This window comes from Kitasatospora sp. NPDC023118 (genome assembly GCF_055560875.1).
In genome coordinates, this window is sequence record NZ_JBVHHW010000033.1 from 12,633 (window position 1) to 36,628 (window position 23,996).

The following is a 23,996-nucleotide window of genomic DNA, read 5'->3' on the forward strand; positions in this document are numbered from 1 at the left end:
CCACAACCGGGGGGGGCCCCACCCACCCCCGGTGATAACCCCACCCCCCCCCGCCGCCGCGCCCCCGCATTCCCTTTTATTCCCTCCAAAAAAGGCGCCACGACGGCTCGCGTCGACGGACGCCTTGATCACTGCCTCGATGTCCCGATGTCCTCCTCACCCCTTTCCGACCTGTGGCTGCGCGGTGTCATCCGCAGCTGCGGGCGATGGCCGCCGGGTTGTGGCTGTGGCTCGCCCCGCGCAGCGCGAGGCGCTGATCCGAAGGTGCGTGAGCGCGTGGCCGCCAGGGCCGACGTGGATCCGGCCCTGCTGGCGGAGCTGGCCGAGGACCCGGATGGGACCGTACGGACCCGGGCCCGGCTGCAGCCGCTCCCGCGGACCTGGCCGCAGCGCGACGCCATCGACCGGGTCGTCGGCCACTCGGTCGAGTGGGTCGGCCGGGTCGGCGAGATGTTCCTGGATCCGGGCACGGACCGGTACGAGGCGTGCGCCCTGTCCGCAGACCCGCTGTTGCGCCGGGTCGCCGTGACCTGCGCGCAGCTGCCGGAAGGACTGGTACGGCGTCTGGCCGCCGACCCCGACGCGCAGGTGCGTCACCGGCTCGCCCTCAACCACCCGGCGGCGCCGCCCGCCATCGTCCTCGACGCCTTCCTCGCCGTACCCCGCCAGCGTCCCTACCTGCTGACGCTGCCCCGGCTTCCGCGCACCGGGCTGGGGCATCTTCTCGATCACATCGACCCGGAGGTCCGCGCCCTGGCCGCCGCCGACCACAGCCTGGACGAGCCGCCCGTCCGGCTGCTGGCCGACCCGGATCGGAGCGTCCGACGGGCCGCGGCCGCCAACCCGCTGCTTTCTCTCGACCTGGTCGGGTCCGGCGGTTGGCTGCCGCCCCGTGTTCGATTGGCCGCCGCCCCTTCGACGAGTCGCGCCAGAGGGGTGCACCGCAGTCTGGCGGTGTGGTTCACGGACCGACGTGCGCGTGGGGCGCCCACTGGGACGGGCGGTCGGGGTGGCGGGCTCGGAGCTGGGACACCGCGTGGTGGAGTGCGTGGGCGACGCTCGTGCCCGGGTGAGCGGTCAGGTGCCGGTAGAAGGATTCCGCCAGGCAGCCTCTGGCCCGGTCCGACACGGGCCAGAGGCTGCCCACCAGGTGGCTGCAGCCGGCCGTCGTGGAGGACGCGGTGGCCTTCGTGGTGGCGGTCGGTGTCGTCTCCGGCGTGGCTGGCGATGCGGACGATGTCGTGGTTCCGGAGTTCCCTCATGAGGCGCTCGCGCGTGCCGCTCCGTCCGCGCAGGAGTCGGGTGCCCGGCAACAGGCCGACGAGGACGGCGGCTTCCTCGTCGACACCCGGGAGGTCGGGGACTCCGGGGCCTGCGGGACCGCGACCAGCAGCGGCCGGCTCCCGGCGCCCACCCGCCACGGTCGCGACTGGGCGAGCGTGCACCGTGGGCGTGTGGGAGAAGGCCACCAGGTCGAAGGCGGCGCCTTCCTCGGGGTGCTCCGCCATGTGCAGCGGGAAGTACGGGAAGTAGGCGAGGAAGCCAGTGGGGCACCACGGTCGAGGCGGGCCGGAACGGGTCGTCCGTGTCGCCGCGGGGGAGGTCGCGTACGGCTTCGAGGACGGGACCGACGACGGCGTCCCAGAGAAGTGCCAGGCCGACCCGCAGATCGTGTCCGCCGAGGACCCCCTCGCGCGGGTGGCAGGCCGGGTTCATCGCCCGTTCTGAGCCGGTGGGGGTGCGACCCGACAGCTCAGGTCGCACCCCCACCGGCTCGTTCCGGAGCGGTCAGGCCTTCGGGAGCGTTATCCCCAGCTCGAGCATGGCCGGCGAGGCCGGCCCGCCCTCGGAGCGCTCGGTCTTGTAACCCTTGACGCCCGGGGCGACGGTGCGCGGGTCCACAGCCTCGGAGGGGGCTCCGGTGGTGTAGAGGCCCTGCGGGTCCTGGTCGCGGTCGTGGGGGAGCAGCCAGAAGACGCGGCGGCGGAAGGTGCCGGAGGCCCGGGAGGACTTGGCGTCGGGGCCCAGGATCGCGTAGCCGACCATGCGGCCGTCGCGGTGGTAGGCCGGGCGGCCGCGCCGGGTGGTGAGGCGGTCCAGCGACTGGCGGACGTAGTCGAGGTCGGTGGTGTCCTCAAGCCAGACGAGGTCGGTTTCGTGGGCGAGCTCGGCCGGGTCGATCAGCGCGCTCACGCGTTCTGCTCCTCTGTGTCGTCGGTGATCAGGCCGATGCCCGGGTAGTACTTGCGGCTGTTGGACAGGACCATCTCCTTGGGAGAGGTCATACCCAGTGTCTCGCGAACTCGTGCGGCGAACGCGCGGCCGGATACGGGATTGGCCCCCTCGAAGCCGCACCAACGGGTGTAGGCGCCGAAGAGCTGGGACTGCTCGGCGCGCATGCCCTCGCCGGTGACGCAGGCCTCCTTGAGGAAGCGGCCGACGTGGTCCTCGGTCTCGGCGTACGCGGTGGTGGCGGTCTGGACGGCCTGGGGGCCGGCCAGGTCCTTCTCACCGGCGAAGTAGCGGCGGGCACCGTCGATGAGCCAGGCGAGGATACCCGGGCCCTCCTCGGCGACGAGGACGTGGGCCAGGTTGTCGATCTTGCGTTCCTCGGGGACGACCCGTTCGAAGGGGATCAGACGCATGCGCCGCCAGAAGGCGAAGCCGCCGGTGCCGACCTCGGGGCGGTGGTTGCCGAGCAGCCAGAGCTTGTGGGTGGGCTCGAAGGAGAAGAAGTCCTGGCGCATCCGGCGGGCCTTGATCTTGTCACCACCAGTCAGCAGCTTGACCCGGGCCTCGTCGAAGCGGTCGCCGGGCTTGAGCTCGGAGCAGACGATGATGCGGCGGCCGTGGAGCTCGGCGAGGTCGGTGGGGTGGCCGTCGAAGGTCTTGGCCATCAGGAAGCCGGGCGGGGCCGCGTCGGCGTAGTCGCCCAGCAGCTGGATCATGACGTCCAGCAGGACGGACTTGCCGTTCTTGCCCTGTCCGTAGAGGAAGGGCATGACCTGGGCGCCGACGTCGCCGCTGATCGAGTAGCCGAGCAGCAGGTGGAGGAAGTCGCGGGTCTGGCGGCCTTCCCTGTCGTCGCCGAAGGTGTCGGTGAGGAAGCGGTCCCAGCGCGGGGTGGGCATCCGGGCGGGGGCCAGGGTGGTGGAGCGGGAGTGGTGGTGGACCTTGGGGTCGGGCGGGACGATGCCGCCGGTTCGCAGGTCGACGACGCCGCCGGGGGTGCACAGGGCGTAGGCGTCGGCGTCCAGGAGGGCGGCGTTGAGGACCATGCCGGGGGCGGACTTGGCCTGGGCGAGCATGGCGTTCATGCCCGAGGTGGACAGGGCGCGGCGACGGTGCCGGCGCAGGTCGGTGTTGGTGTAGAGGCCGCGGGGGTCGTGGGTGGCGATGCTCTCGGCCATCTCGCCGGCGGCCCACAGGACGGTGTCGTCCTCGTCCAGCTGCCAGCGGTGGGTGGCCCAGCGGTACCAGCCGATGCCGGGGACGTGGCGGTAGTCGCGTCCGTAGAGGTGGACGAAGAGCTTGGCGTTGCCACGGTCTGACAGGGAGTCCGGCAGGAGGCCGTCAGGGCTCGCCTGCGGGCCTGAGGGGGCCTGAGGGGGTTCCGGGGCCTGAGGGGCCTGGACGGGCGCCTGAAAGGCCGTCTGGGCCGCCTGCGGGCGTGCCGCAGGGGCGTCAAGGAGGGACTCCTGGACGGCGGTGCCGTGCCAGGGGGCCTGGGCGGGGCCTGGGAGCGGCGGGTACTCCAGGATCTGCTGAGCTGCGGCCACGGGGTCGAAGACCGTTCTCTTGCGGGGGCTGTCGCTCATCCGCGCGCCTTCCCGATGTGCAGGGGCTGCCGGGCGCCGGCGGTGAGGCCGGAGCGGATGACGGCGGAGTTGTGCCGGTCCTGGGAGGGACGGGCGGTACGGGCCGCGTCGGTGAGCAGTTGCTCGGCGGCGGCGTGGGTGAGGTGGCCGGCGGAGACGAGGCCCCCGACGGTGTAGGCGGCGCGGTTGAGCTTGCCCGTGAAGCCGGCCCCCTCCGGGGTGGTGGCGCAGTCGGTGACGTCCTGCAGGACGGCGTCGAGGACGCGTTCCGCTCCCCGTTTCCCGCCTCCCGCTGCCACCACGGCCTGCCGTCCTCGGTCGGGGACGGCGGGCTGGGGAACAGTGCCGTGCTGGCCGGGCCGGTCCTTGAGGTGGCCGGTGCGGATGAGTTCCTCGGCAAGCCACTGGGGGAGCGGGGCGGGGGTCGTGGCGCCGGGCAGGGGCGTGTAGGTGCCGTTGGCGGTGGTGGTGGCGGGCGCGACGATGTAGCCGCCGTGGGCTCGGACGTCGACCTGCCAGGCGAGGGCCCGTCCGGCGGAGGAGCCGGTGGAACAGGTGAAGCGGTGGTGGGCGTGGTCGCGGTACCAGATGTGCAGGCCGCCGGAGGGGGTCCGTACGCGCAGGGTTGCGGTGTCCTCGGCCGGGTCGGGGGCCTGGCGCAAGGCCGCGAGCAGGGCGAGGGTGTGGTAGCCGTTCTCCAGCCCGTCGAGGTTGACGTGCTCGTGGATCGGGATGCCGGGCAGGATCCGGTCCCGGGCGGGGACGGCTGCCGGGTGACTGTCGACGTCGATGACGACCAGGCCTGCGGGACCGCAGGCGACCCCTGCGCCGAAGTCGGGGTTGACGTGCCACCAGGCCGACAGGACGTCCTGGTCGACGGTGGCGGCGTGGAAGCCGTGGCACCAGCGACCGACGCGGGGGCAGAGGCACTCGGCGGGGGAGTGCGGTGAGTCCTGGCAGGCCTGGCAGTTCGCGGGCGGCGTCTTGCGCCCGGGCGCCAGCGGATGGACCGGCCAGCCCTGGGCGGCGCACCAGCGCGCGACGGCCAGCGCGTCTGGCTGACGCTCCGCTCGGTCGCTCCCCACGGCCTTCGGCGCCGTCACGCTGGTCCCTTCCCCTTGGTTCGGTAGCTGCTTAAGCTTCCTCGGTCGCTCGGTAGCTGCCCGATGTTGAGTCGCTCGTTCAGTCGCTGAGAGCAAAAAGCCAGGTCAGAGCACTGGTGGATGCCGGATCAGCGACTGAAGCGACCGAAGTCCAGAAGATAGCTCACACAGACTAGCCGAGCGAGGACATACGGTCCCGAACCGGTGGGGTTTGCCGGGAAACTCAGCTACCGAGCAGCTACCGAACCCTGGAGCAGCGACCGAGTCGCTTCGGTCGCTGTTTTCGGTCCACCGACGTTTTCGCAGGTCGAAGCCGATTTTTCCAGCAAACAGCGACTGAAGCGACTGAAGCCCCGGGTCTATAACGCGCACACGCACACGGGAATGTCTTCATATACCCAACCTTGAGTCGCTTGAGTCGCTGATGGGGCTGGTTCACCTGCTCTGACCTGGGGTTTTGTCCAGCGACTGAAGCTCAGCGACTGAAAGCGACTGAGTCTCTCGGGCCTGGTCCGTCGGCGTGTCGCGCGTGGCAGGCCCGCCGAAGGTCCCGGTCCCGGGTCGCTTGGGTCGCTTCAGTAGCTCTGGGCCGGCTGGAGAAGCGGCCGTGCCCCTCCACCGAGGACGGGTCCGCCGCCTCCCCTGGACAGGAGTTCCCACCGTGAGTCGCTTCGGTCGCTCAGTCGCTGAGTGGTCGGTCTGTGGGGGCCGGTCGCCTGTCCGGAGCTGGGCCGTGCCGTCAGAGACCGAAGCGACCCAAGCGACTCTGGCACAGACATGTCCCCGCATCAGTCCCACCCAGGGGCCGACTGTTTTGAATGCTGGAGGTCGGGCAGCGAACCGCACCTTGCCCGACAGGTCGGCGGATACGTCCACCACCTCGGGGATTGGGCCGACGGCGTACAGGCGTACAGGCCAAGGGCACGGTGGTCCCGCACAACGCGGCCGCCGCTTTGATCGGGCATCTGCGCGCGAGGTTGCTTCCGGGAGCGCCGAGCGCCGAGTTCCCCCTCCTGGGCCGCGACGGCCGATGGCAGGCCCGCCCCGAAGCCAGCCACGACGCAGGCCAGCTGCGGGACCTGACGCCGGAGCGCTACCTGCCGTACGCGCTGAACACCCACCGCGTCCTCGCCACCCGTCGGCGCCCGCCGCTACTCCACCGACCCGGAGACGCAGGCCTACCTCGCCTCCCTGCTGACCAGGGCCTGACACGAGCCGGGCAGTGCCGTCGGGCGGGACCTATGTCCATGAGCCCCCGGTTTTGGCCGACGCGACGTCCGGATCGTTTTCGGGCGTCACGCCTCGAGAGGTACCGACAGTGGGCTGACGGACCGTGGGAGCGGCGTCCGTCCCGAGCACTGCTCCGGCCCGCCGGCAGCGGTGACCACAGGCGGTTATCGGAATCCGGTCCACAGGTGCTCGCTGCCCTGGGGAGGTGCTCGGATTTTCTGCGGAAAATCCGAGCACGGGCGGCACCGGCGGCTCGCACGTCCGTCCCGGCACTGCGGGAGGCAGTCGTGCGGGTCACCCGGCACCTGCGCACCGTCATGTCCGGCACCATCGACGCCCTCGAAACCGCCACACCCACCACCTCACCGGCGTCCGGCTCGGGGCAGTGCTCACGGATGCTCCCCACCTACCGACGCGTCCACCAGGCGTCACGGGTGAGTCCGGGTTCGACCTCCACCCCCGGCTGCCCCGTGCGCCGGACGGAGGCCTTGATGTGGCGAGGGGTACGCGCCTCACCGACTGTGGGGTTGCATACAGACCATCGTCCCGTCAGGCCGGCAAGGAGCCCCCGGCAGAAACGCCTTCAGCGGGGCCGTTGACGCGTCCGCCGCTGTACACATCCGTGGCGTGCGGCTTCCTCAAGGACACACACCGGGTGCGGGTTCTGGCACGGCCGTGCGTTGACTGATCGAGCTTGTAGCGCCCGCTACACCTCGCTACGCTCGTGCCGTGAAGCATCTGCCCGTGCGGCCGGACGACATCGTGTACCAGGCTGGGGCCTTTGGATCAGCGTGCGCGTTTCCTGACCGCGGCCGCGCAGCTCGCGCGGTCCGGGGGCCCGCGTTCGCGGCCGAGTTCGGGCCGTACCGCCCGCGGAGTGTCCATGTGGCCGGGGCCGGGGCGGATGCCGCGTGATCCTGCGGATCGACCGGGTCTGGCTGCTGGACATCGCCCACCAGTGCCTGCCGAACGACCCGGGCATCACCGACTACGGCACGCTCGCCGCCGCGGTGGCCCGGCACGCCGACTCCGTCATGGACGTCCCCGTGTACGAGGCCGTCCACCAGCGCGCCGCCGCCCTGATGCACCAACTGATCCGCGTCCCGGCCCTGGAGTCCGGCAACGAGCACTTCGCCGCCGTGGTCGCCGCCGCCTACCTCAGCGCCTCCGGCGTCATCGTCACCGCCGAACCCCGGCAGGCCGCCGCCCTCGCCGCCCGCATCCGTGCCGGGCACGCTGACGTCCGCGAGACCGCGGCGGCCATCCGGACCTGGTACCGCTGAGCCGGAGCGGTGGAGGGGATTGACGGCCAGGCTCGTAACCCTGTCGAAGCTTCCTGGGTGCAGCGGAACCGTACCGGGCGGACGTGGGGAGCGGTGGGGTGCTCACTCGTCGCACAAGTCGTACAGGCATGAAAGGGCGACGGCGCAACTCTGGGTCCAGATACGTTGCGCCCTCGCCCGCTCCTGGTGGTCGTCGCGCGCCGGGTAGCCGAAGGCGCCGGTGGGGTGCTGCTGGCAAAGCAGGAAGTCGACCCCGTCGCGGGTGATCCGGTGATCGGCCCAGCCGAGCACCCCCAGCCCTTGAAGGAGCGCGGCGACCTCTTCGAGTCGATAGCTCCGGCAGGCGGCCGGCAGTGCGGCCGCGAACCGCTCCGCGACGGAACGCCAGGCGGAGGCGTCGCCGCCGAGGCGAAGCGGTTGGCCGTCGGCATACTGTGCCAAGGCCACGGCAGTGATCGCGGGCGTATGGTTCTCGGCCAGCAGGCTCGCGGGGTCCGTGGAGGCGAGGAGGGAGTCCGCCTGCTGCGCGGTGAGTCGGCCCAGGTCCTGAAGTCGCCTGACTCCGCCAGCGGCGGTCGTGGGAACGGCGGTGAGTCCGGTGAGTGTTCCTGCCGTGTCCGTCAGGAACCGGTCGAGGGAGTCGCAGGCCAGTCCGCAGGCCGACAGGCCTCGCGCACACTCGGCAACCGCGTCGACGCCCTGCTGCCCCCAGGCCGCCGGCTGGGCGGGGGCGCCGTCGGCACGTTGCACGAGACGTGTCAGAGTCCGGGCGGCGAGTTGCGGCTCCCCCACGGAGCGTGCGGCGCGCGAGGCCGCGCCGGCTGCCGGAACTGCGTCGTCGAAGGGCACCTCGAGAGCGTCGTCGGTCAGCCAGGCGATGGCACGCCGGATCGCAGCTTCGAGCCGTCCCTTGCTGGCGGACCGGGGAGGTGAGGGGCGCGGCCGCCGGATCACGGCTGCGTCGCGGGCGAGGTGGCCGGCCAGCGCTGCGACGATCGTGGTGTGGTAGCCGGTGGCCCAGTCGCGGTATTCCGGATCGCCGTTCTCGAGTTCCGGCGGGAGGACGCCGTCCGGCCCGGCGACCCGCCCGCTGGGTTCCTGTACATCGGCGAGAAACGCCCATGCCCGTTCCGTCTCGGGTGAGTCCCGGATCCCCAGGCACAGCAGGCAGCAGAGCAATTCGGCGACGAGGTCGGCGTTCTCCTTCCGGCGGCACAGAAGGCTGAGTGCCTCCAGTAGTTCCACGGCCTGCGGCAGATCGAATCCGGTGGGCCACCGGGGGATACGCCGACCGAAATCGGTGGCGTAGAACACGGTATGCGTGATCGCGTAAATATCGCCATCGCTCAGCTTCAGCACGGATGGATCCGCGCAGAGCAGGGAGAAGGGCAGGACAGCGTCGGCCGCCGGTATTCCGTGATCGATTCCGGCCAACTCCAGCGTGTGCAGCAGATCCAACTGCCGAAAGGGGACGCGCTCGAAACAGGCGGCGTAGCGCCCGGAGACCGATTGGCCGATGAGGCGCTCGAATTCGCGGTCGGGCCGCCCGCACAACCGCTGTGACGCATAGGTGCCCGCGTACAAGAGCAGGGCCCGCTCGTCGCGTGCGACGAGCTCACGGTACGAAGCTCGAGCTGCCACTGCGGTGACCTGGTCGAACAGCATCTGATAGTCGGCGTCGTCGAAGGATCCGGACTCCGCCCGGGCGCGCAGCCCGACCAGCAACGCGACCTCGACGAGCGCCTTGCGGACGAACAGCACACGCCCCTCATCGGCGGCGTCAGGGTCGAAGCGGGTGCGGTGTGCGGCCAGCCAGGAGACCGCTCCGTGTTCCACCATGCGCCACATGTCAGCCACAGCCGCCCCCTGAGGAGTCGATGTCACCCGGCCTTGCGTTTTGCCTGACGCGGGCGCCCCGTACGGCGCAGCCCGAAGCTAGGCCTCGGCCTCCTCGGTCACGGACGGGACGACGAGCACGTACTTGTCCCAGGCCAGCACATAGCCGGAGATTTCTCCGAGCGTGGTGGTCGCACTGACCAGTTGTTCCAGAGTGGTGTTCATGTTTATCAGTCCGCTGTTCTGGAGGAAGGCGAGAGCGGCCCGGGCGTCGACAGCTGGGCAGTTGGTCATGACGAGCCTCCACTGGGGTGTGATTTCCGCGGGCTCCTATCCCGCAGGATACTTATTCTCGATCGTGTCAATGATTTGTGCGAGTGTCATCAGTGAATGCGTGAATTCACCTGAACAGTCCATTCTAAATATAATCTTCCATTATCCTCGATGTGCGGATTCACGTAGATCGCGTCCACGAACACCGTCGCGTAGACGGATCGAGCGGTCGGGTATGCCGTTCGGCCAGCGCTGACGTCGACGGCCAGGCTCCTCCGGCGATGTGCTCTGTCGGGTGCGTGATCAGCGTGCTGGTGCTGCCGCCACTGCTCTACGCCTCGGCCGGGGAAATCTCCGTGCGCGACCTGCGCAGCGGGTGGCGGCCGGTGACCGGCACACCGCCCGCGAGGAGGCCCGGACCCGCCGACACATCGCCCACACCGCTCTCGAAGAGCTCAAACAGCTCGGCGATCTGGATGAGCTCGCCGAACTGGGTGCCGCCGCTGAGGCCGCCGTGAAACAGGCTCGCCGCGATCTGGAAGCGCGCATCCACCAAGCGGAAGACGCCCGCTGGCAGGTGTGGCCGTGGCACGCGGGAAGCGGCTGTCGCGGCTGGGTGGACAGCAGGTGCGGGATCGTTTCCGGGGAGAGCACGCTCGGCCGTTCGGGTGAGAAGCAGGTCTTCTGATGGCTACTTTCTGTGCTCTATGAGTTACTCGTAGCGATTAAACCCGGTGGGCCGCCCATCCCTTGCCGGGGGAATGCGTCGGACCTCAGGAGACGAACATGTGCTCCCGGTCCGGCAGCCGTCGGGCGCCCCCGGTAAGGAGCCAACGTCATGTCGGCTGTCGTGAACGCGACGGCCTTTGGACGTCGACGGTCCCCGTTCGACCGGAGGGGACGTCATGACCTCAGCGACTGACCGCGTGACAGCAGGGCCGGCGGCGAAGGACGCGACCGTGCCGGTCGGGGCGGGCCCACCGGAATCGCGGTCACCCCGAACGGCAGCCGCGCCCATGTGGCGAACAACGCGGCTGGCAGCGTGAGCGTGTCGACACCGCCCTGAGCAGGGTGGCATTCACCCCAAACGCTCTCTGCTCCTACGTGAGCGACAACGGCGCGAACATGGTGAGCGTCATCACGCCCCCGCAGGCCGTCAGCCCGAACCAAGGACCCACCGGAGGCGGTGCCGGGGGCTCTGCCATCGCACTGTCGTCTCCGACACCGCGGTTGCCTTCACCGCGCCTGCCCTGACCCCGGGTCCCGCAGACCTGACCATTACCACCACCACAGGCACCGTCCACGTCCCCAGCGCCTCCACCTACCTCACCGCACCCACTGCGTAGACGGGCACCCACGGGTGGCCGCCGGACGGATCCGGCAGTCAGAACCGGTCCGGCGAGAACCTCGACGAGGCCGTGGCCCCACACGGATGCCCGTGATCGCCACACCGTCCGGCTGACGCGCGGACGTTCAACCCTGCGCCCCCGACAGTCGCAGGCCGGATGCCCGAACAGCTGCGATCACACCAGGGGGCTCAAGCCACCACGAGCCTGTCCCAGCACACCCTCGACCCGTTCCCGGACACGCCGCACGCGGCCCCGTGAACGATCCACTCAACACCAGGGAGAAGCAATGAACCACAGCAAGCTGGCGATCCGCACGCTGGGCGCTCTCGGGGCGGCCGCCCTCATGGTCACCGGCGTGGCCGCCACCCCGGCAGCCGCGCAGACGTTCGTCCCGTGCATCACCGACCAGCTGGCGAGCGCCATCACCACCGCGAACACCTCCGGCGGCACGCTCGCCCTGGCCCCGGGCTGCATCTACACCCTGACCACCCCGCTGCCGTCCATCCAGAACACGATCACCATCAAGGGTGACGGCGCCACCATCACCCGTGACCCGGCCGCGCCGGCCTTCCGCATCCTCACGGTCGACTCGACGGGAAACCTGGACCTTTCCGAGGCCATCATCACCAACGGTGACGCGACGGGGGACTTCGGGGGCGGCATCCGCAACGACGGGGTCCTCACTGTCAGTCGCAGCCTCATCCGTGACAACCACGCCGACTTCTCCGGCGGGATCGGCGGCAACGCCGGGTCCACCACGAAGGTCGACCGCAGCCTCATCAGTGGCAACAGCGCGCTCCACAACGGTGGCGGTCTGGGCAACGACGGCGACATGACCATCGACAAGAGCACTGTCGTCAACAACAACGCGCTCGAGCTGGGCGGCGGAGTGGCCAACGACGGTACGCTGGACGTCTCGCAAAGCTCCGTCTACGACAACTCGGCATCCGGGCCCACGGGTGCGGGCGGCGGAATCGCCAACTTCGGCGGTGCCGGCGCCACGACCACGCTCACCCTGAGCAAGGTCGTCAGCAACTTCGCGACCAACGCCCCCGGAGGCGTCTACAACGACAGCGGCAGCGTCACGCTCAACTTCACCGCCGTGCTCGCCAACAACCCGACCAACTGCTTCGGCAGCCCCACCACGGTCCCCGGCTGCGTGGCCTGACCCACCGAACCCGCTGTCCGCAGCCTCCACACCTCGACGGCGGCCAAGACCTTGGCCGCCGTCGTCGATCACCGCCCGGTCGCTGACGCTGCTGACAACCAAGTGCTGCTGTCCGCCGACCCCGCCCCATCGACGCCCTGCCCGACGAGGCAGGCGACCAGGGGGAACTGCGCCTGACCGCTGCCGCCGCGAAGCGGCCGCGGTTCTTCCGGCCGGGACGAAGGCTGCCGCGCCGCGCTCCTCCACGCCGATGCGGCGCCACTCGACGTTCTCATACGGTCAAATCGCGGGCGCACGACGGCGGTTCCGTCACCCGGCGCGACGCGCCTGATCCTCCCTTTCCCCCGGACATTCCTCGATTCCCCTGTCGTCCCGGTTGTCCCGGTTGTCCCTTCTCGGGAGGAAAGCGCCGGGGTGGTCCTTCGTGTTCCGGCACCGCAAGGGGGGAGCTGCCCTGAGGACATGCCCTGTCGTCCTGGAGTTCGATGATGCCCGTTGACCATGGTCGATCCCGCAGGTCGCGGGTCTGGATCGCCGCAGCGCTGACGATCTCGGCGGCGGCCGTTCTCACAGTCTCTTCGTGCAGTTCCTCCGGCGGAACCGCGGAACCGGCGGTGACGGTCTCGCCTTCCACGACCGAGGGGACATCGGCATCGGCGACGGCCTCGCCCGCCGTGACGGTGCCTCCAGTGCACGCCGGGTTCGACTACCAGATCGGCGGGCCGTACCAGCCGCCGGCCGGTGTGTCCGTCGTCAGCCGCGACCACGGGGCGTCCCCGGCACCGGGGATCTACAACATCTGCTACGTCAACGGCTTCCAGGCCCAGCCGGACGCAGAGCAGGAATGGGACCAGGACCTGCTGCTCCGGGACCAGGCTGGCAACGTCGTCCACGACACCACCTGGAACGAGGCGCTGCTGGACATCAGCACGGACACCAAGCGTCGGCGGATCGCCCTGAAGGTGGACGGCTGGATCGACGAGTGCGCCACCAAGGGCTTCAACGCCGTCGAGCCGGACAACTACGACAGCTACACACGGTCGGCCGGACTGCTGGGCGCGGCCGACGCCGAGGCGTACCAGTCTCTACTCGTCGCGCACGCCCACGGACAAGGCCTTGCCATCGCCCAGAAGAACTCGGCGGAGCTGGCCCCGGACCGGAAGCAACTGGGCCTCGACTTCGCGGTGGTGGAACAGTGCGGCACGTACGGCGAGTGCAACCGTTACACCGACGCGTTCGGCGACAGCGTATTCGACATCGAGTACGACGAGCAGGGCCTCCAGGCGGCGTGCACGGATTGGGGGACCCGCATCAGCATCGTGCGGCGCGACCTCGACGTCGTTCCACCGAGCAACCCCGGCTACCTGCGCCAGACCTGCTGAACCAGCCCCGTCACCCGCTCGTGCGCCTGCACGCAGTGGCAGGCCACGAGGGGCGGCGATGTCCAGGGCGGTGGCTCGGGCCGCGCAGGGCGCCGAGCGTGGCCGGGTCGATACCGGCCGGCAGCCGCCGGACGGTGGGGGTGGAAGCGAGCGCCCCGAAGATCCCGGGTTCCGCCACGCCGGTCGGGGCGGCCGTGGGCCCGGACCCGCCCCGGGCGCCGGAGGGACCCGCCTCGTAAGAGAGGCGGGCCGACGAACCTGCCGTGGCCGTCAGCCGGTACACCGTGACATCGGTGAGGAGCTGACCGCGGTCGACCGCGTCATCCGGCAGGTCCCCATCGGTCCGTGCGCCGGACTTCTCGACGATCCAGGCGAGTTGGCCGGCCGGCGAATCGGTGGGTCCGAATCCGAGGCGGTCCAGGCGTCTCGTGGCGCCTCGGCGGCTCGGCGGCGAGGTCAACTCCCGGTCCCTGCGCGCCCCGGATGCCGCGAGCGACGTGTGATGCCCTGCCAAAAGCAGCAGGGTGATGCCAGCGCTGGATCCAGCCCGGCCCTTCTGGAAGTGGTGCTGATCGTTCCATGAAGCGCGGGGCGATCGGCTTCGATCACTGGAAGGAAGATCTGCCGTTGCAGTAATAGCCCAATGATCGGACTTTAGGGGGTGAGGCGTGTCGAGCGGCGGAAATAACGCCACACTCCATGTCGTGAGCATATCATTCGAGTGTGATCAAGGATGCCGATCCTCTGAAGAATTCGCAGTCCGCTGATATCGCTGAGAGTTCTCTGCCGAGTCGACGCGGGCTGCTCAGAACCACGGTTGCGGTAGTCGGTGCCGTAGGTTTCGCCGGCGCACTTGCGGACGGGCATGCCCACGCAGTCGATTCTCTATCCGGGACGGGTGCTCTTCGACGCGTTCGGCACGACCCGCATCCCTCACGGCCATCGGGAGACGCGCTCGATCCGTCATCCGTACCCAAGTACAGAACGCCGCTATTTCTTCTCGGTAAAATGCCCAGCGAGGGCCGGGACTCCTACCGCATCGCGATCCGTCAGTTCCGGCAGCAAATGCTGCCAATCGGGATGCCGGCCACCACGGTCTGGGGTTACGGAGCCGTGGGCCACCAGCAATCATTTCATGCGCCAGGCCTGACCATTGAAGCCCGTGTGGATCGGCCGATCTCCGTGACATGGGTCAACGACCTCGTCACCTCGCGCGGCTTCTATCTGCCCCATCTATGTGCTGTGGACCCCACGCTGCATTGGGCGAACCCTCCTGGCGGAAGGGCCGGACGTGATTCTCGGCCGACCTTCTCAACCACTCCCGGGCCGTACAGAGGACCTGTTCCCATCGTGACCCATCTGCACGGTGGGTTCAGCCGAGAAGAGAGTGACGGATACCCCGAAGCCTGGTACCTGCCGGTATCTCGTGATATTCCTCGTGACTATGCTCGCGTAGGTACCTATTACGATCGGTTCGCCGAGCAGTTCCGTGACCGTTACGGCGCCCGCTGGCGCCCCGGGTCGGCAACGTTCGCGTACAGCAATGATCAGCGTCCCGCGACTCTCTGGTACCACGATCACGCTCTGGGCATGACTCGGGTGAATGTCTACTCGGGCCTTGCTGGTTTCTACCTGCTGCGAGGCGGACCTGCTGATCTCCCCCCGGGAGTACTTCCTGGGCCGGCATCGGGGCGAGACGGCGCCCACAGCGCCCACCCCTACGAAATCCCCCTGGTAGTTCAGGACAAATCCTTCAAAGCGGACGGGTCGCTGTTCTTCCCCAGCAGTCGCGGATACTTCGGTGACACCCCGCCGGACGGTCCATGGATCCCCTACACCGATATTCCTCCCATCTGGAATCCGGAGTTCTTCGGCACCACGATGGTCGTCAACGGGAACACCTGGCCGGTACTCAACGTGGAACCGCGGCGGTACCGCCTGCGCATCCTCAACGCAAGCAACGCCCGCACTCTCATCTTGAAGATCGCAGCTGACGCCACAGCCCCCCGTCCCGTCAGCCCCGCATTGCCCTTCTGGCAGATCGGAAACGACCAGGGATTCCTGCCGACCCCGGTCCGGTTGGATCAACTCCTGTTGGCCCCCGCAGAGCGCGCCGACGTGGTGGTCGACTTCACCGGCACCACAGTCGGCACCGGGCTCTACTTGATCAATGAAGGCCCGGACGAGGCGTACGGCGGCGGCGCACCGGTCACCGACTTTACGCCATCGAATATCACGACCACGGGGCAGGTCATGAAATTCACCGTCGTTTCCCTTGCCTCTACCGACACCAGTGTCCCGCCGTCACAGATCGTGCTTCCTCCGATCCCGGCGCTTCCCGAGAGTCGGACGGTCCGGAAGCTGTCACTCAACGAGGAGGACTCCGCGTACTTCACCGGGGCGCCCGCGATGGACACACTTGGCACCGTTACGCCAAGCGGCTCAGCCACCCCGCTCCTGTGGTCGGACCCGGTCACCGAGACGCCGGTGAAGGACGACACCGAAATCTGGGAACTGTACAACTTCACCAGCGACGCACACCCTGTCCACATCCATCAGATCGGATTCCAGGTCCTCGGCCGCCAAGCAATCACGGGCGGCGCATCGTCACCCCCACAACCGGGGGAAGGCGGATATAAGGACACCGTGATCGCATTGCCAAGTCACATCACCCGCGTCAAGCTTCGCTTCGGCATCGCGGGACGGTACGTCTGGCACTGTCACATCATGGACCATGAGGACAATGAAATGATGCGGCCGTTGCAGGTACTCGATCAGCGCAGCCATTGAGGCCTTTTCAGCGGTGATCACTCGGCGGCGGGACGAAGGAAGCGGGAGTCTGCGACCGTGCCCCTGCCGATCGGCCTCCGTGTCCGGTGAATATCTCCAGCGCCGGCTGCGCGAGGCCGAAGGGCGGGATCAGGTGTAGGTGTAGCCGTTGGTGGCGGTGCTGGCGCCGCCCGCCGTGGTGACGGAGACGTTGACCGCGCCGAGCAGAGCCCCGGGGGGCGTGTAGAGCGTGAGCGTGTGGGTGCCGCCGACGGCGAAGGGCACGGAGGTGCTGCCGAACAGGACCTGCGACGTGGTCGTAGCGTCTCCGGTGGTCGTGATCGTGACGTGGGTGCCGCCGCTGAGCTCTCCGGTGTTCGGAGTGATCGTCAGCGTGCCGGGGCTGGCGACGTAGGTGTATGACAGGCCGCCGAAGGTGCCCGCAGCGGTCGTGACACTGACGTCCACTGATCCGGCCGCGCCCGCCGGGGCGATGACATTGAGCTGACCGTCGGTCGTGGAGACCACGGTCGCGGCGCTGGCGCCGAACGACACCGCGCTGGTGGTGTCCAGGCCAGAGCCGGTGATGACGACCCCGGTGCCGCTGGCCAGTGGCCCGGCCGTGGGGCTCAGCGTCGACTCCACGGGCGCCGGGATGTAGTAGAAGGGCACACCGTCGCTGACCTGACCGTTGGCGAGGACCACCGTCACATCCACCACGCCCGCCCCAGCGGGAGAGAGGCACGTGACGTGGTCGGCGCCCGCGTCGTAGGCGACGTCGGTGGCCGGAGTGTCGCCGAACAGCACCCGGCTGACGGTACTCAGGGCGTTGGCCGTGGTGCTGGTTATCGTCACGGAGGTGCGGCCCCCCGTGGAGCCCTGGTTCGGGGACAGTGGCATCAGGCTCTCCAAATGGTGGGCACCGCAGTGGGGCGTACTGGTTCGGAATACCGCCAGTAGCCCAAACGGATGCCCTTCGCCGCAAGGATGCCCACGGGAACTCAGCCAGATGGCCGAGCGCGTGAGCAACAGGTGTTCCGGGTGCGGGCTGCCTCACTCATCGGCCAACGTGACAGCACCGTTTCCATGTCTGGGCCCGCTTCCACGGCGACGCGCGTGGTCGGCGCCTCGACCTTCGTCCTGCCACGCTGATGGGGTCTGACATCCGCGATGGGCGTGCGCGGGACATCGCGTTGCGCTGGGCCTTTTGGGTGACTATTCGTCAATACTGTTGCTTCATATCCACTCCTTCAGGTTAATGATGACGTCTGAACCGGCGGGCCGCCCATCCCCGTGCCGGGAAGCTCAGCTGGCGGCCCGTCCGTTGTTCCAGCCCCCCTCCACTCGGACACCGGGGCTGATTGGTTCGAGCCAGCCTGGTGTCAGCTCGTCGGCACTCGTCGACGCCACCGGTCCGGACATCCCGTAGTCGCAAACGGTGTCGGTACCCGCGGCCCGGTTTCTCCCGTCCCGTCCTCCGGACTCGCTGCCAGGCGGCAGTGCGCCGGGTCGAGGCAGTGGCCGGACAGCTCGCAGGACCGGGGCCGGGCGGCGTGGCTGAAGGTCCACCCAGCCGCCATCACCACCGTTCTCACACAGGAGACACATCGTGAACGCAACCGTGCACGCGGCGCCGTCGGCGCCGAGCCTCACGCTGCCCTGGCCGCTGCCGCCCGTGCTGTTCGCGGACAGCCCCAACTCGGGGCCCGCGGCCGGCGGCAACACCGTCACCCTCACCGGTCTGGGCCTCAACGCTGCCACCCAGGTTCTCTTCGGATCGGCTCCGGCCACCGTCGTGGCCGGTGACGTCTTCGGCTTCAGTCTCGTCGTCGTGGCCCCGCCCGGAAGCGGCACGGTGGGGGTGACCGTCACCACCCCGAACGGCACCAGCAACGCCGTGGCCTACACCTATCTGGTGGTTTCGCCGCCGCCCGTGCCCAACCCCACAGCCATCACGCCCGTCTCCGGCCCGGTCACCGGCGGTACGGTGTTCGTCATCACCGGTACCGGGCTCGCCGGGGCGAGCGTGACCTTCGGCGGTGCCGCGGCCACCGTGCTGGCCAGCGCCGCGAACGTGATCGCGGGCCTGACCCCGGCGCACGCCGCGGGCAACGTCCCCGTGGTGGTGACCACCGTCGGTGGATCGGCGAGTGTTCCGGGCGGCTTCACCTACGTCGCGCCCGCGCCGCCGGTCGTGACTGCGGCCGTCAGTCCGTCGGTCAGTGTCCCGGCGGGCGGTGGCGTGTTCACCATCGTGGGCACCAATCTCACGGGTGCGACCGTGACCTTCGGGGCGACCCCGGCGACGGTGACCACCAACACCGGTACCGTCATCACCGGCATCATCCCAGCCGGTACCCCGAGTACCACCGTCAACGTCACCGTGACCACCCCGGGTGGCACGGCGTCCGCCGGAACCATGACCTACACCGCCTGATCAACCCGGCGCCGCCGCCGGCCTTCGGACGACGCTCCGAAGGCCGGCCACCCGCCTTGGCGCGCTGATCCTTTTCAGGGCGGGCACTGGTCGGGTGACGGCCCGGCGCTGGGGGTGAGGGCTGAACGGACGAGGCTCCCGGGCGGTTGAGCGAGATGTCTCATGTCTCAACCAACCAGCCGGGGGGCCTCGTTGGTTGTCCATCCTGTCGCATGCACCCATTGAGCTGGCCTCGATGCTCATCGTCGCCGGCACCTGCTTCGTCGACGTCAGCTCCGTGACGTTCACCCTGACCGCCGGTGGCCCGTCCACCCCGGCCGACAACGTCAACGTCACCGGTGTGGGCAGTCTGACCCTCGACATGCCCGGCACCCTGGCCGCGGGCACCTACGACATCCAGGTCATCACCCCGGCGGCACCAGCGCGGTCGTCGTCGCCGACCAGTTCGTCGTCGTCTAAGCCTCGGGCCGAGCCCGGGCACCAATCAGCAGGCGGCACGGTCGCACCCCCCCGCTGCCATCGGCGCGGATCCGACGGGCCGCGACCACGGACCCGCTGCGCCCTGGCCGCCCACGGCAGCCAGGGCACCCTCGTCAGCCACGCAAAGGAGCACCCGATGGCTCCGGTCATCAGTGGTATCAACCCCGACCACGGGCCAGCCGCAGGGGGTACGGCCGCCACGATCAGCGGCAGCGGCTTCACCGGCGCGACCTCGGTGAAGTTCGGAACCGTGCCGGTGTCATCCTTCACACTGGTCAGCGACAGCCAGATCACCACCATCGCACCCCCGGTACCGGTTCGGCCGCCGTCACCGTCACCACGCCGCTCGGCACGAGCAACGGCGTCACCTACACCTACAGCGCACGGGCCAGTGATCACGGCGGTGAGCCCGGCCTCCGGGCCAACGGGCGGCGGCAACACGGTGACGATCGACGGCACCGGGTTCACCGGCGCGACGTCGGTGCACTTCGGCAGCGCCTCGGCACTGTTCACGGTGGTCAGCGATGCCCAGATCACGGCGACGGCTCCCGCGGGCACCGGTTCCGTCCCCGTCACCGTCACCACCGCGGCGGGCACCAGCAACAGCGTGGCGTACACCTACATTAACGCACCCGTGATCACCAGCCTGACCCCGAACCAGGGGCCGACCAGCGGCGGGAACACCGTCACCATCTCCGGCACCAACCTGTCGGGCGCGACCTCGGTGCTGTTCGGCACCCACGCCGCCACGATCACCGCCAACACCGCCACCCAGATCACGGTCACGGCACCCGCAGGAGCGGCGCAGTCGGTCAACGTCACGGTTACCACCGGGGTCGGCACCAGCAATCCACTGCCGTACTTCTACCTCATGGCCCCGGCCGTCACCGGCCTGAATGTGACGATGGGGCCGAGTGGTGGCGGGAACACCGTCACCCTCTTCGGCTCCGGCCTGGCTCTCACCAGCGTCGTGCACTTCGGGTCTGCCGCGGCCACCAACACCACCGTGATCTCCGACAGCCAGATCACGGTCACCGCGCCTGCCGGCACGGGGACCGTCCTGGTCACGGCCACCACACCAGGCGGCACCAGCACCATCGGGCTGGGCAACGCCTACTACATCTACGTGGCACCACCGGTCATCAACTCCCTCGGCCCGGCCCAGGGTTCGGTATCCGGCGGGTACGACGTCCTGATCAGGGGAAGTAACCTCACCTACACCGACGCGGTGTTCTTCGGTATCGCTCCGGCGTCCTTGGCCGCGGTCTCCGACACCATGGTCGTGGCCACCTCACCGGCTGGTGCCGTCGGCCCGGTCACCGTCACCGTCCACTCCCCGGGCGGCACCAGCAACGGTGCCACCTTCCAGTACCAGCCGTAGCCCACTCCGAACACCGGTCCGCGGGATCAACCGTCCATCCCGCGGACCGGGCGGCCGACCGCCGCGAGGACCTCGGTGTCGTCGTCACCGCTTGCCCCAGTCCCAAGGGGCCGACCGGGCGCCGCGTAGGCACGCCACTTGGTGAACCGCCAACTGGCGGGCCTGGCAATCAAGGTGGGCGCGGCGGACGGTGTCCATCACGGCGGTGAGCACGACGACGTCCCGCACGACCTGGTAGCCCGACCACGCGCCGACGTGATCGTAGGACACAGCGACGTCGGCCCGGCCGTGCGCGGTGTAGGTGTCGTGGTAGGCCTGCAGGTCGTCGCGGCGGCCGCGCAGCAGCTCGTTGCGCCAGCGTGCGGCGACCAGGTCCCACTCCCGGTGGCCGCGCCACAGCGGTCTGCGCAGCGCCAGCCGTGGGTGGATCCCGTCGTCGTGGCAGCGAGTCAGCTGTCGGGCGCCGAGGATGACGGTGGGCGGAGTCGGCCAGTCGATATCTTCCCACTCCGCGCGCAGCCAGGCCGCGCGCTCGCACAGGAACCAACGGTCGGACTCGCTCAACGGGGTGTTGTCCAGGTCGTCCAGCAGCCCGGCGAACGGGTCGTGGTTCTCCAGCCACAGCGCCGCCCCGGGAGGGATCCGGTGCACGGCGGCGGTCACCCACGCGCTCAGCGACTCGTCCCGACGCTGCTTCCCGGGGTCGTGCCAGAAGGTGACGGCCCGGCCGGCAGCCGTGCGGACGCTGCTGTAGTACGGGGCGACGACGGCCACCTGGTGCAGTTCCAGCAGCTCCGCTCCCCGCACCAGCGCCCGCGCGTCGTCCAGACCCGTGTGGACCAGGGCAATCGCACGCGACGCGGGCAGCGACCACACGTTGACGGGGTGGTCGCTGACCAGCTCGGCATGCCGGGCGTCGTCGCCAGTGGCCGCGCAGGCCTGGGTCAGGGCCGCGTAGGACGCTGTGACGTCCTGTCTGCGGGCGTGGCTGGTGGTCTTGAGCAGCGCGCTGGTGCTCGGTCCGATGCTCACGGAGCGGTCCTCGGGTACGAAGTCGGTGGACAAGCAGTTCTGTTCCGGGACAGCTCCAGGTGGTGTCCCGGACAGGGGCGGGAAGTCCTGACCGAGTCGAGGCTCACCGGGTTGTGTGCGGGCTTTCGGGAGCTCGGCCGGTGACGGACACCCGGGGCGCATCGCTCGGGGTGCGCTGCGGGACGGCAGTCGACGTCATACCCGGCTGATCTCCTCCGCAGCCATGAGACGGTGCTGGTGCGCTCGGCGGCCGTCAGTCCGCTCCTTCCGGTGCGGATGCGCGGTACCGGAGCCGACTCCGCGCGGGGGAGGCGGATCCGTCTCGTGATTCTGCGGCGCGGGCGAGCGGCTTGGTGGGTTGCTGGTCGTCGCGCCGGGACGGGGCTTGGTCCTCGTCCATGGCGGCCCGACACCGTGGGCGACGGGTTCTTCCTGCCGCCCGGGCTCGCGCCCCGGCGCCGGAGGTCCGGCTGGGCCGTTCCAAAGTGATCGGGCCACTGTGCTCGGCGACCGTCTGGCCTGCCCCCCTCGGAGCCCTCGGGAAGCGGGCGATGACCGCCCCGCGAGTGGTGGTGATCGACAGGTGTGGTTCGTCCAGCCGTCGGCGGATCCCCACCTCGTTACCAGCGAGACCCGGGGGGAGCAGGTAGAAGTTGCCCTCGAAGGACACGAGTCCGCGAGGATCGACCCTGCGCTGAACGCAGATGCGAGCCGGGAACGGCTTCGAGGGCAGCGGCAGGAGGGCTCGAACGTTGCGACTCGTCCGTCGGTGCCAACTGTCCGAGCGCTCGGACAGGCGGTCAAGGCTGTCCTGGGCCGCCTGCATGCTGAGTTCGTTGGCCGCGGTGTTCCACCAGTGAAGGACGACGGAGCGGTGGGCGCGGACGACGGGGCTGGGCGCTCTCATCTGCGGGCGGATCGCGATGGAGGCACCGTAGTGGATCGCGATCTCGTGGAAGACGGCGGTCACCTTGCCGGCCGTTGAGCAGACCGGCCGGGTCCGGTCGAACAGCCAGCACTCGCCGGTGCCGCCGAGGCGACGCAGCACCTGGTCCAGGGCTTCCACGTAGTGCGGGAGGTCGTCGGTGTCGGCCAAGGCGGCCCGCCAGCGGCCGGACCGCGTGAGCGAACCCATGAGCAGGTGCATCTCGCGCCCGCAGTCCCATTCGGCCGGCGGGGGCGGGAGCTGTACCCAGTCGAACTGCACGTCTTCGAAGATGCCGCGGCTGGGGCTGGCCCTCCCGCGGTGGCACGGTCCGCAGCGCGGCCGCGTCAGGTGCCTGCGCAGGGCGCGGGTGAAGGTCGAGTAGGCGCGGTTGTAGCCCAGCTCGACGATCTCGCTGTGGAGCACCTTCGCCTGTAGGTGGGGATCGTCCTCAAGGCGCTGCCGACAGTACGGGACGAACTGCAGGAACTCATCACAGGTCACTGTTCGAACCCCTACGCTCCGCTCTCCGTTGAGGTAGGCCCTGACCGTCTTGCGGTCACGGCCCAGGCATCGGGCGATCGCAGAGATGGACCAGCCCCGCTGGCGCAAGGCGTAAGCCTCTTTGTATTCCTCTGCACTGAGCATCCAAACCCCCTGACTATCGGACTTCGCCGCCGCAAAGCGTCTTGAATTAGCGGCGGCCGCCAGGCATAGTCGAAAAATATAGCATGCAACAGAACTGCTCAAGGGGCGGAAACGTTTCTTTTTGGATATGTGATGGACAATTTCAGAGAGCGGTGGGGGTGTATCGCCGCCTTCCATCCGAGATTGAGTCCAGACTTCGCAACATAACCTCCTTGCATTCCCGGGGATTCTTCCGAGCGATGCCGGAATTGCATATTAAAGGACGCTTGAATCGCGCGCATGTGAGGATTGGCACCGGATCGTTCGTGCGGCAGGTCCGGTGACGCCGGAACCCCGCATCACGGCGGGCGCGGGAGACGGCTCGCGGCCTCACAGCGGCAGTCGGCAGGAGACCGTCTTGGTTCCGTCGAGATGGAAACGGTACGCCCATGCGCCGGCAATGCTCTCCACCAGAAGCAGCCCGCGTCCGCCTTCTTGACAGGCGGTTGCCCGGTGCGCCTGGGGAGCGCTCATGGAGCGGTCTCGAATACCGATCGCGAGCCACCGCTGCTCGAGCGCGATCGTCACCCTGATCGGCTGCTCGCTATCGGTGTGCGTGATCGCGTTCGTCAGGAGCTCAGTGGTCAGGAGTTCGGCGTCCTCGGTGAGGTGTGCCATCTCCCAATGGCTGAGAATGGCCTTCACGGCATGGCGTACGGGCCGCACGCAGTGCGGCTCCGGCAACACGAACATGGTGAGGCGTCGCCCCTGCAGGTCATGCGCGCCCAGGCGTGGCAGGTCTGTCGAGGTCATGATCGTCCCCTGGTTCCCTTCCCCCGCCGAAGGCGGAATCCCGTCCCTCGCGGTCCGGCAGTGGCTTCGCGCGCCGACGGCCCGAGGTGA

Annotated in this window: 17 protein-coding genes and 1 pseudogene; 6 read left to right on the forward strand and 12 right to left on the reverse strand. The window is 69.2% G+C overall.

Features of this window, described 5'->3' with window-relative positions; all coding sequences use genetic code 11:
• Positions 1-156: 156 nt before the first annotated feature.
• The 5 genes and pseudogenes from ACZ3UD_RS31500 to ACZ3UD_RS31520 form a co-directional block, all read right to left on the reverse strand.
• A complete protein-coding gene (locus ACZ3UD_RS31500) occupies positions 157-732 on the reverse strand; it encodes a hypothetical protein (RefSeq protein WP_465595314.1) in 576 nt (191 codons plus the stop codon).
• Positions 733-961: 229 nt separating this feature from the next.
• Positions 962-1,186 (reverse strand): annotated as a pseudogene (locus ACZ3UD_RS31505) (CHAT domain-containing protein); the annotation flags it as partial.
• 602 nt (positions 1,187-1,788) lie between these two features.
• A complete protein-coding gene (locus ACZ3UD_RS31510) occupies positions 1,789-2,193 on the reverse strand; it encodes a DUF6009 family protein (protein ID WP_465595317.1) in 405 nt (134 codons plus the stop codon).
• On the reverse strand, positions 2,190-3,818 hold the full coding sequence (locus ACZ3UD_RS31515) for a DNA primase family protein (protein ID WP_465595320.1): 1,629 nt from the start codon (positions 3,816-3,818) through the stop codon (positions 2,190-2,192). Before ACZ3UD_RS31515 ends, ACZ3UD_RS31510 begins: the two co-directional genes overlap by 4 nt.
• On the reverse strand, positions 3,815-4,921 hold the full coding sequence (locus ACZ3UD_RS31520; protein ID WP_465595323.1) for a bifunctional DNA primase/polymerase: 1,107 nt from the start codon (positions 4,919-4,921) through the stop codon (positions 3,815-3,817). The genes ACZ3UD_RS31515 and ACZ3UD_RS31520 overlap by 4 nt, the downstream gene beginning before the upstream one ends.
• Before the next feature lie 2,141 nt (positions 4,922-7,062).
• Here ACZ3UD_RS31520 and ACZ3UD_RS31525 point away from each other — a divergent pair.
• Positions 7,063-7,434 carry a fic family toxin-antitoxin system, toxin component gene (locus ACZ3UD_RS31525; protein ID WP_465595326.1) on the forward strand — a complete coding sequence of 124 codons (372 nt, stop codon included), beginning with the start codon at positions 7,063-7,065 and terminating at the stop codon, positions 7,432-7,434.
• Between the two features lie 102 nt (positions 7,435-7,536).
• Here the strand turns inward: ACZ3UD_RS31525 and ACZ3UD_RS31530 are convergent, their stop codons facing one another.
• The 3 genes from ACZ3UD_RS31530 to ACZ3UD_RS31540 form a co-directional block, all read right to left on the reverse strand.
• On the reverse strand, positions 7,537-9,273 hold the full coding sequence (locus ACZ3UD_RS31530) for a DUF6895 family protein (RefSeq protein WP_465595329.1): 1,737 nt from the start codon (positions 9,271-9,273) through the stop codon (positions 7,537-7,539).
• A gap of 96 nt (positions 9,274-9,369) precedes the next feature.
• Positions 9,370-9,564 carry a hypothetical protein gene (locus ACZ3UD_RS31535; RefSeq protein WP_465595332.1) on the reverse strand — a complete coding sequence of 65 codons (195 nt, stop codon included), beginning with the start codon at positions 9,562-9,564 and terminating at the stop codon, positions 9,370-9,372.
• Between the two features lie 310 nt (positions 9,565-9,874).
• Positions 9,875-10,096: a hypothetical protein gene (locus ACZ3UD_RS31540; protein WP_465595335.1), complete on the reverse strand. Its 222-nt coding sequence runs from the start codon at positions 10,094-10,096 to the stop codon at positions 9,875-9,877.
• Positions 10,097-11,178: 1,082 nt separating this feature from the next.
• Here ACZ3UD_RS31540 and ACZ3UD_RS31545 point away from each other — a divergent pair.
• The 3 genes from ACZ3UD_RS31545 to ACZ3UD_RS31555 all read left to right on the forward strand — a co-directional run bounded on the left by ACZ3UD_RS31545 (position 11,179) and on the right by ACZ3UD_RS31555 (position 16,232).
• On the forward strand, positions 11,179-12,060 hold the full coding sequence (locus tag ACZ3UD_RS31545) for a hypothetical protein (protein ID WP_465595338.1): 882 nt from the start codon (positions 11,179-11,181) through the stop codon (positions 12,058-12,060).
• A gap of 488 nt (positions 12,061-12,548) precedes the next feature.
• Complete coding sequence (locus tag ACZ3UD_RS31550; protein WP_465595341.1) at positions 12,549-13,442, forward strand: endo alpha-1,4 polygalactosaminidase; 894 nt, start codon at positions 12,549-12,551, stop codon at positions 13,440-13,442.
• Positions 13,443-14,165: 723 nt separating this feature from the next.
• Positions 14,166-16,232 carry a multicopper oxidase family protein gene (locus tag ACZ3UD_RS31555; protein WP_465595344.1) on the forward strand — a complete coding sequence of 689 codons (2,067 nt, stop codon included), beginning with the start codon at positions 14,166-14,168 and terminating at the stop codon, positions 16,230-16,232.
• A gap of 129 nt (positions 16,233-16,361) precedes the next feature.
• Here ACZ3UD_RS31555 and ACZ3UD_RS31560 read toward each other — a convergent pair whose 3' ends face one another.
• A complete protein-coding gene (locus tag ACZ3UD_RS31560; RefSeq protein ID WP_465595347.1) occupies positions 16,362-17,111 on the reverse strand; it encodes an IPT/TIG domain-containing protein in 750 nt (249 codons plus the stop codon).
• 709 nt (positions 17,112-17,820) lie between these two features.
• On the opposite strand from ACZ3UD_RS31560, the gene ACZ3UD_RS31565 reads away from it, so the two are divergent.
• Complete coding sequence (locus ACZ3UD_RS31565) at positions 17,821-18,648, forward strand: IPT/TIG domain-containing protein (RefSeq protein WP_465595350.1); 828 nt, start codon at positions 17,821-17,823, stop codon at positions 18,646-18,648.
• Between the two features lie 616 nt (positions 18,649-19,264).
• Positions 19,265-20,509 carry an IPT/TIG domain-containing protein gene (locus tag ACZ3UD_RS31570; protein WP_465595425.1) on the forward strand — a complete coding sequence of 415 codons (1,245 nt, stop codon included), beginning with the start codon at positions 19,265-19,267 and terminating at the stop codon, positions 20,507-20,509.
• 84 nt (positions 20,510-20,593) lie between these two features.
• Here ACZ3UD_RS31570 and ACZ3UD_RS31575 read toward each other — a convergent pair whose 3' ends face one another.
• From ACZ3UD_RS31575 to ACZ3UD_RS31585, 3 genes are all read right to left on the reverse strand, one after another.
• The gene (locus tag ACZ3UD_RS31575; protein ID WP_465595353.1) at positions 20,594-21,541 is read right to left on the reverse strand and encodes a hypothetical protein; all 948 of its coding nucleotides are present in this window, start codon (positions 21,539-21,541) and stop codon (positions 20,594-20,596) included.
• Positions 21,542-21,794: 253 nt separating this feature from the next.
• Positions 21,795-22,970, reverse strand: coding sequence for a Mu transposase domain-containing protein (locus tag ACZ3UD_RS31580; protein WP_465595356.1), 1,176 nt, complete (start codon positions 22,968-22,970; stop codon positions 21,795-21,797).
• 513 nt (positions 22,971-23,483) lie between these two features.
• The gene (locus tag ACZ3UD_RS31585; protein ID WP_465595359.1) at positions 23,484-23,906 is read right to left on the reverse strand and encodes an ATP-binding protein; all 423 of its coding nucleotides are present in this window, start codon (positions 23,904-23,906) and stop codon (positions 23,484-23,486) included.
• Between the last annotated feature and the right edge of the window lie 90 nt (positions 23,907-23,996).

What these genes read in the sequence shown, in the direction of transcription:
- ACZ3UD_RS31515 (WP_465595320.1), bottom strand. Translation starts at nt 3,818, where the DNA reads ATGAGCGACAGCCCCCGCAAGAGAACGGTCTTCGACCCCGTGGCCGCA.
- ACZ3UD_RS31530 (WP_465595329.1), bottom strand. Translation starts at nt 9,273, where the DNA reads ATGGTGGAACACGGAGCGGTCTCCTGGCTGGCCGCACACCGCACCCGC.
- ACZ3UD_RS31535 (WP_465595332.1), bottom strand. Translation starts at nt 9,564, where the DNA reads ATGACCAACTGCCCAGCTGTCGACGCCCGGGCCGCTCTCGCCTTCCTC.
- ACZ3UD_RS31545 (WP_465595338.1), top strand. Translation starts at nt 11,179, where the DNA reads ATGAACCACAGCAAGCTGGCGATCCGCACGCTGGGCGCTCTCGGGGCG.
- ACZ3UD_RS31550 (WP_465595341.1), top strand. Translation starts at nt 12,549, where the DNA reads ATGCCCGTTGACCATGGTCGATCCCGCAGGTCGCGGGTCTGGATCGCC.
- ACZ3UD_RS31560 (WP_465595347.1), bottom strand. Translation starts at nt 17,111, where the DNA reads ATGCCACTGTCCCCGAACCAGGGCTCCACGGGGGGCCGCACCTCCGTG.
- ACZ3UD_RS31570 (WP_465595425.1), top strand. Translation starts at nt 19,265, where the DNA reads ATGGCTCCGGTCATCAGTGGTATCAACCCCGACCACGGGCCAGCCGCA.
- ACZ3UD_RS31585 (WP_465595359.1), bottom strand. Translation starts at nt 23,906, where the DNA reads ATGACCTCGACAGACCTGCCACGCCTGGGCGCGCATGACCTGCAGGGG.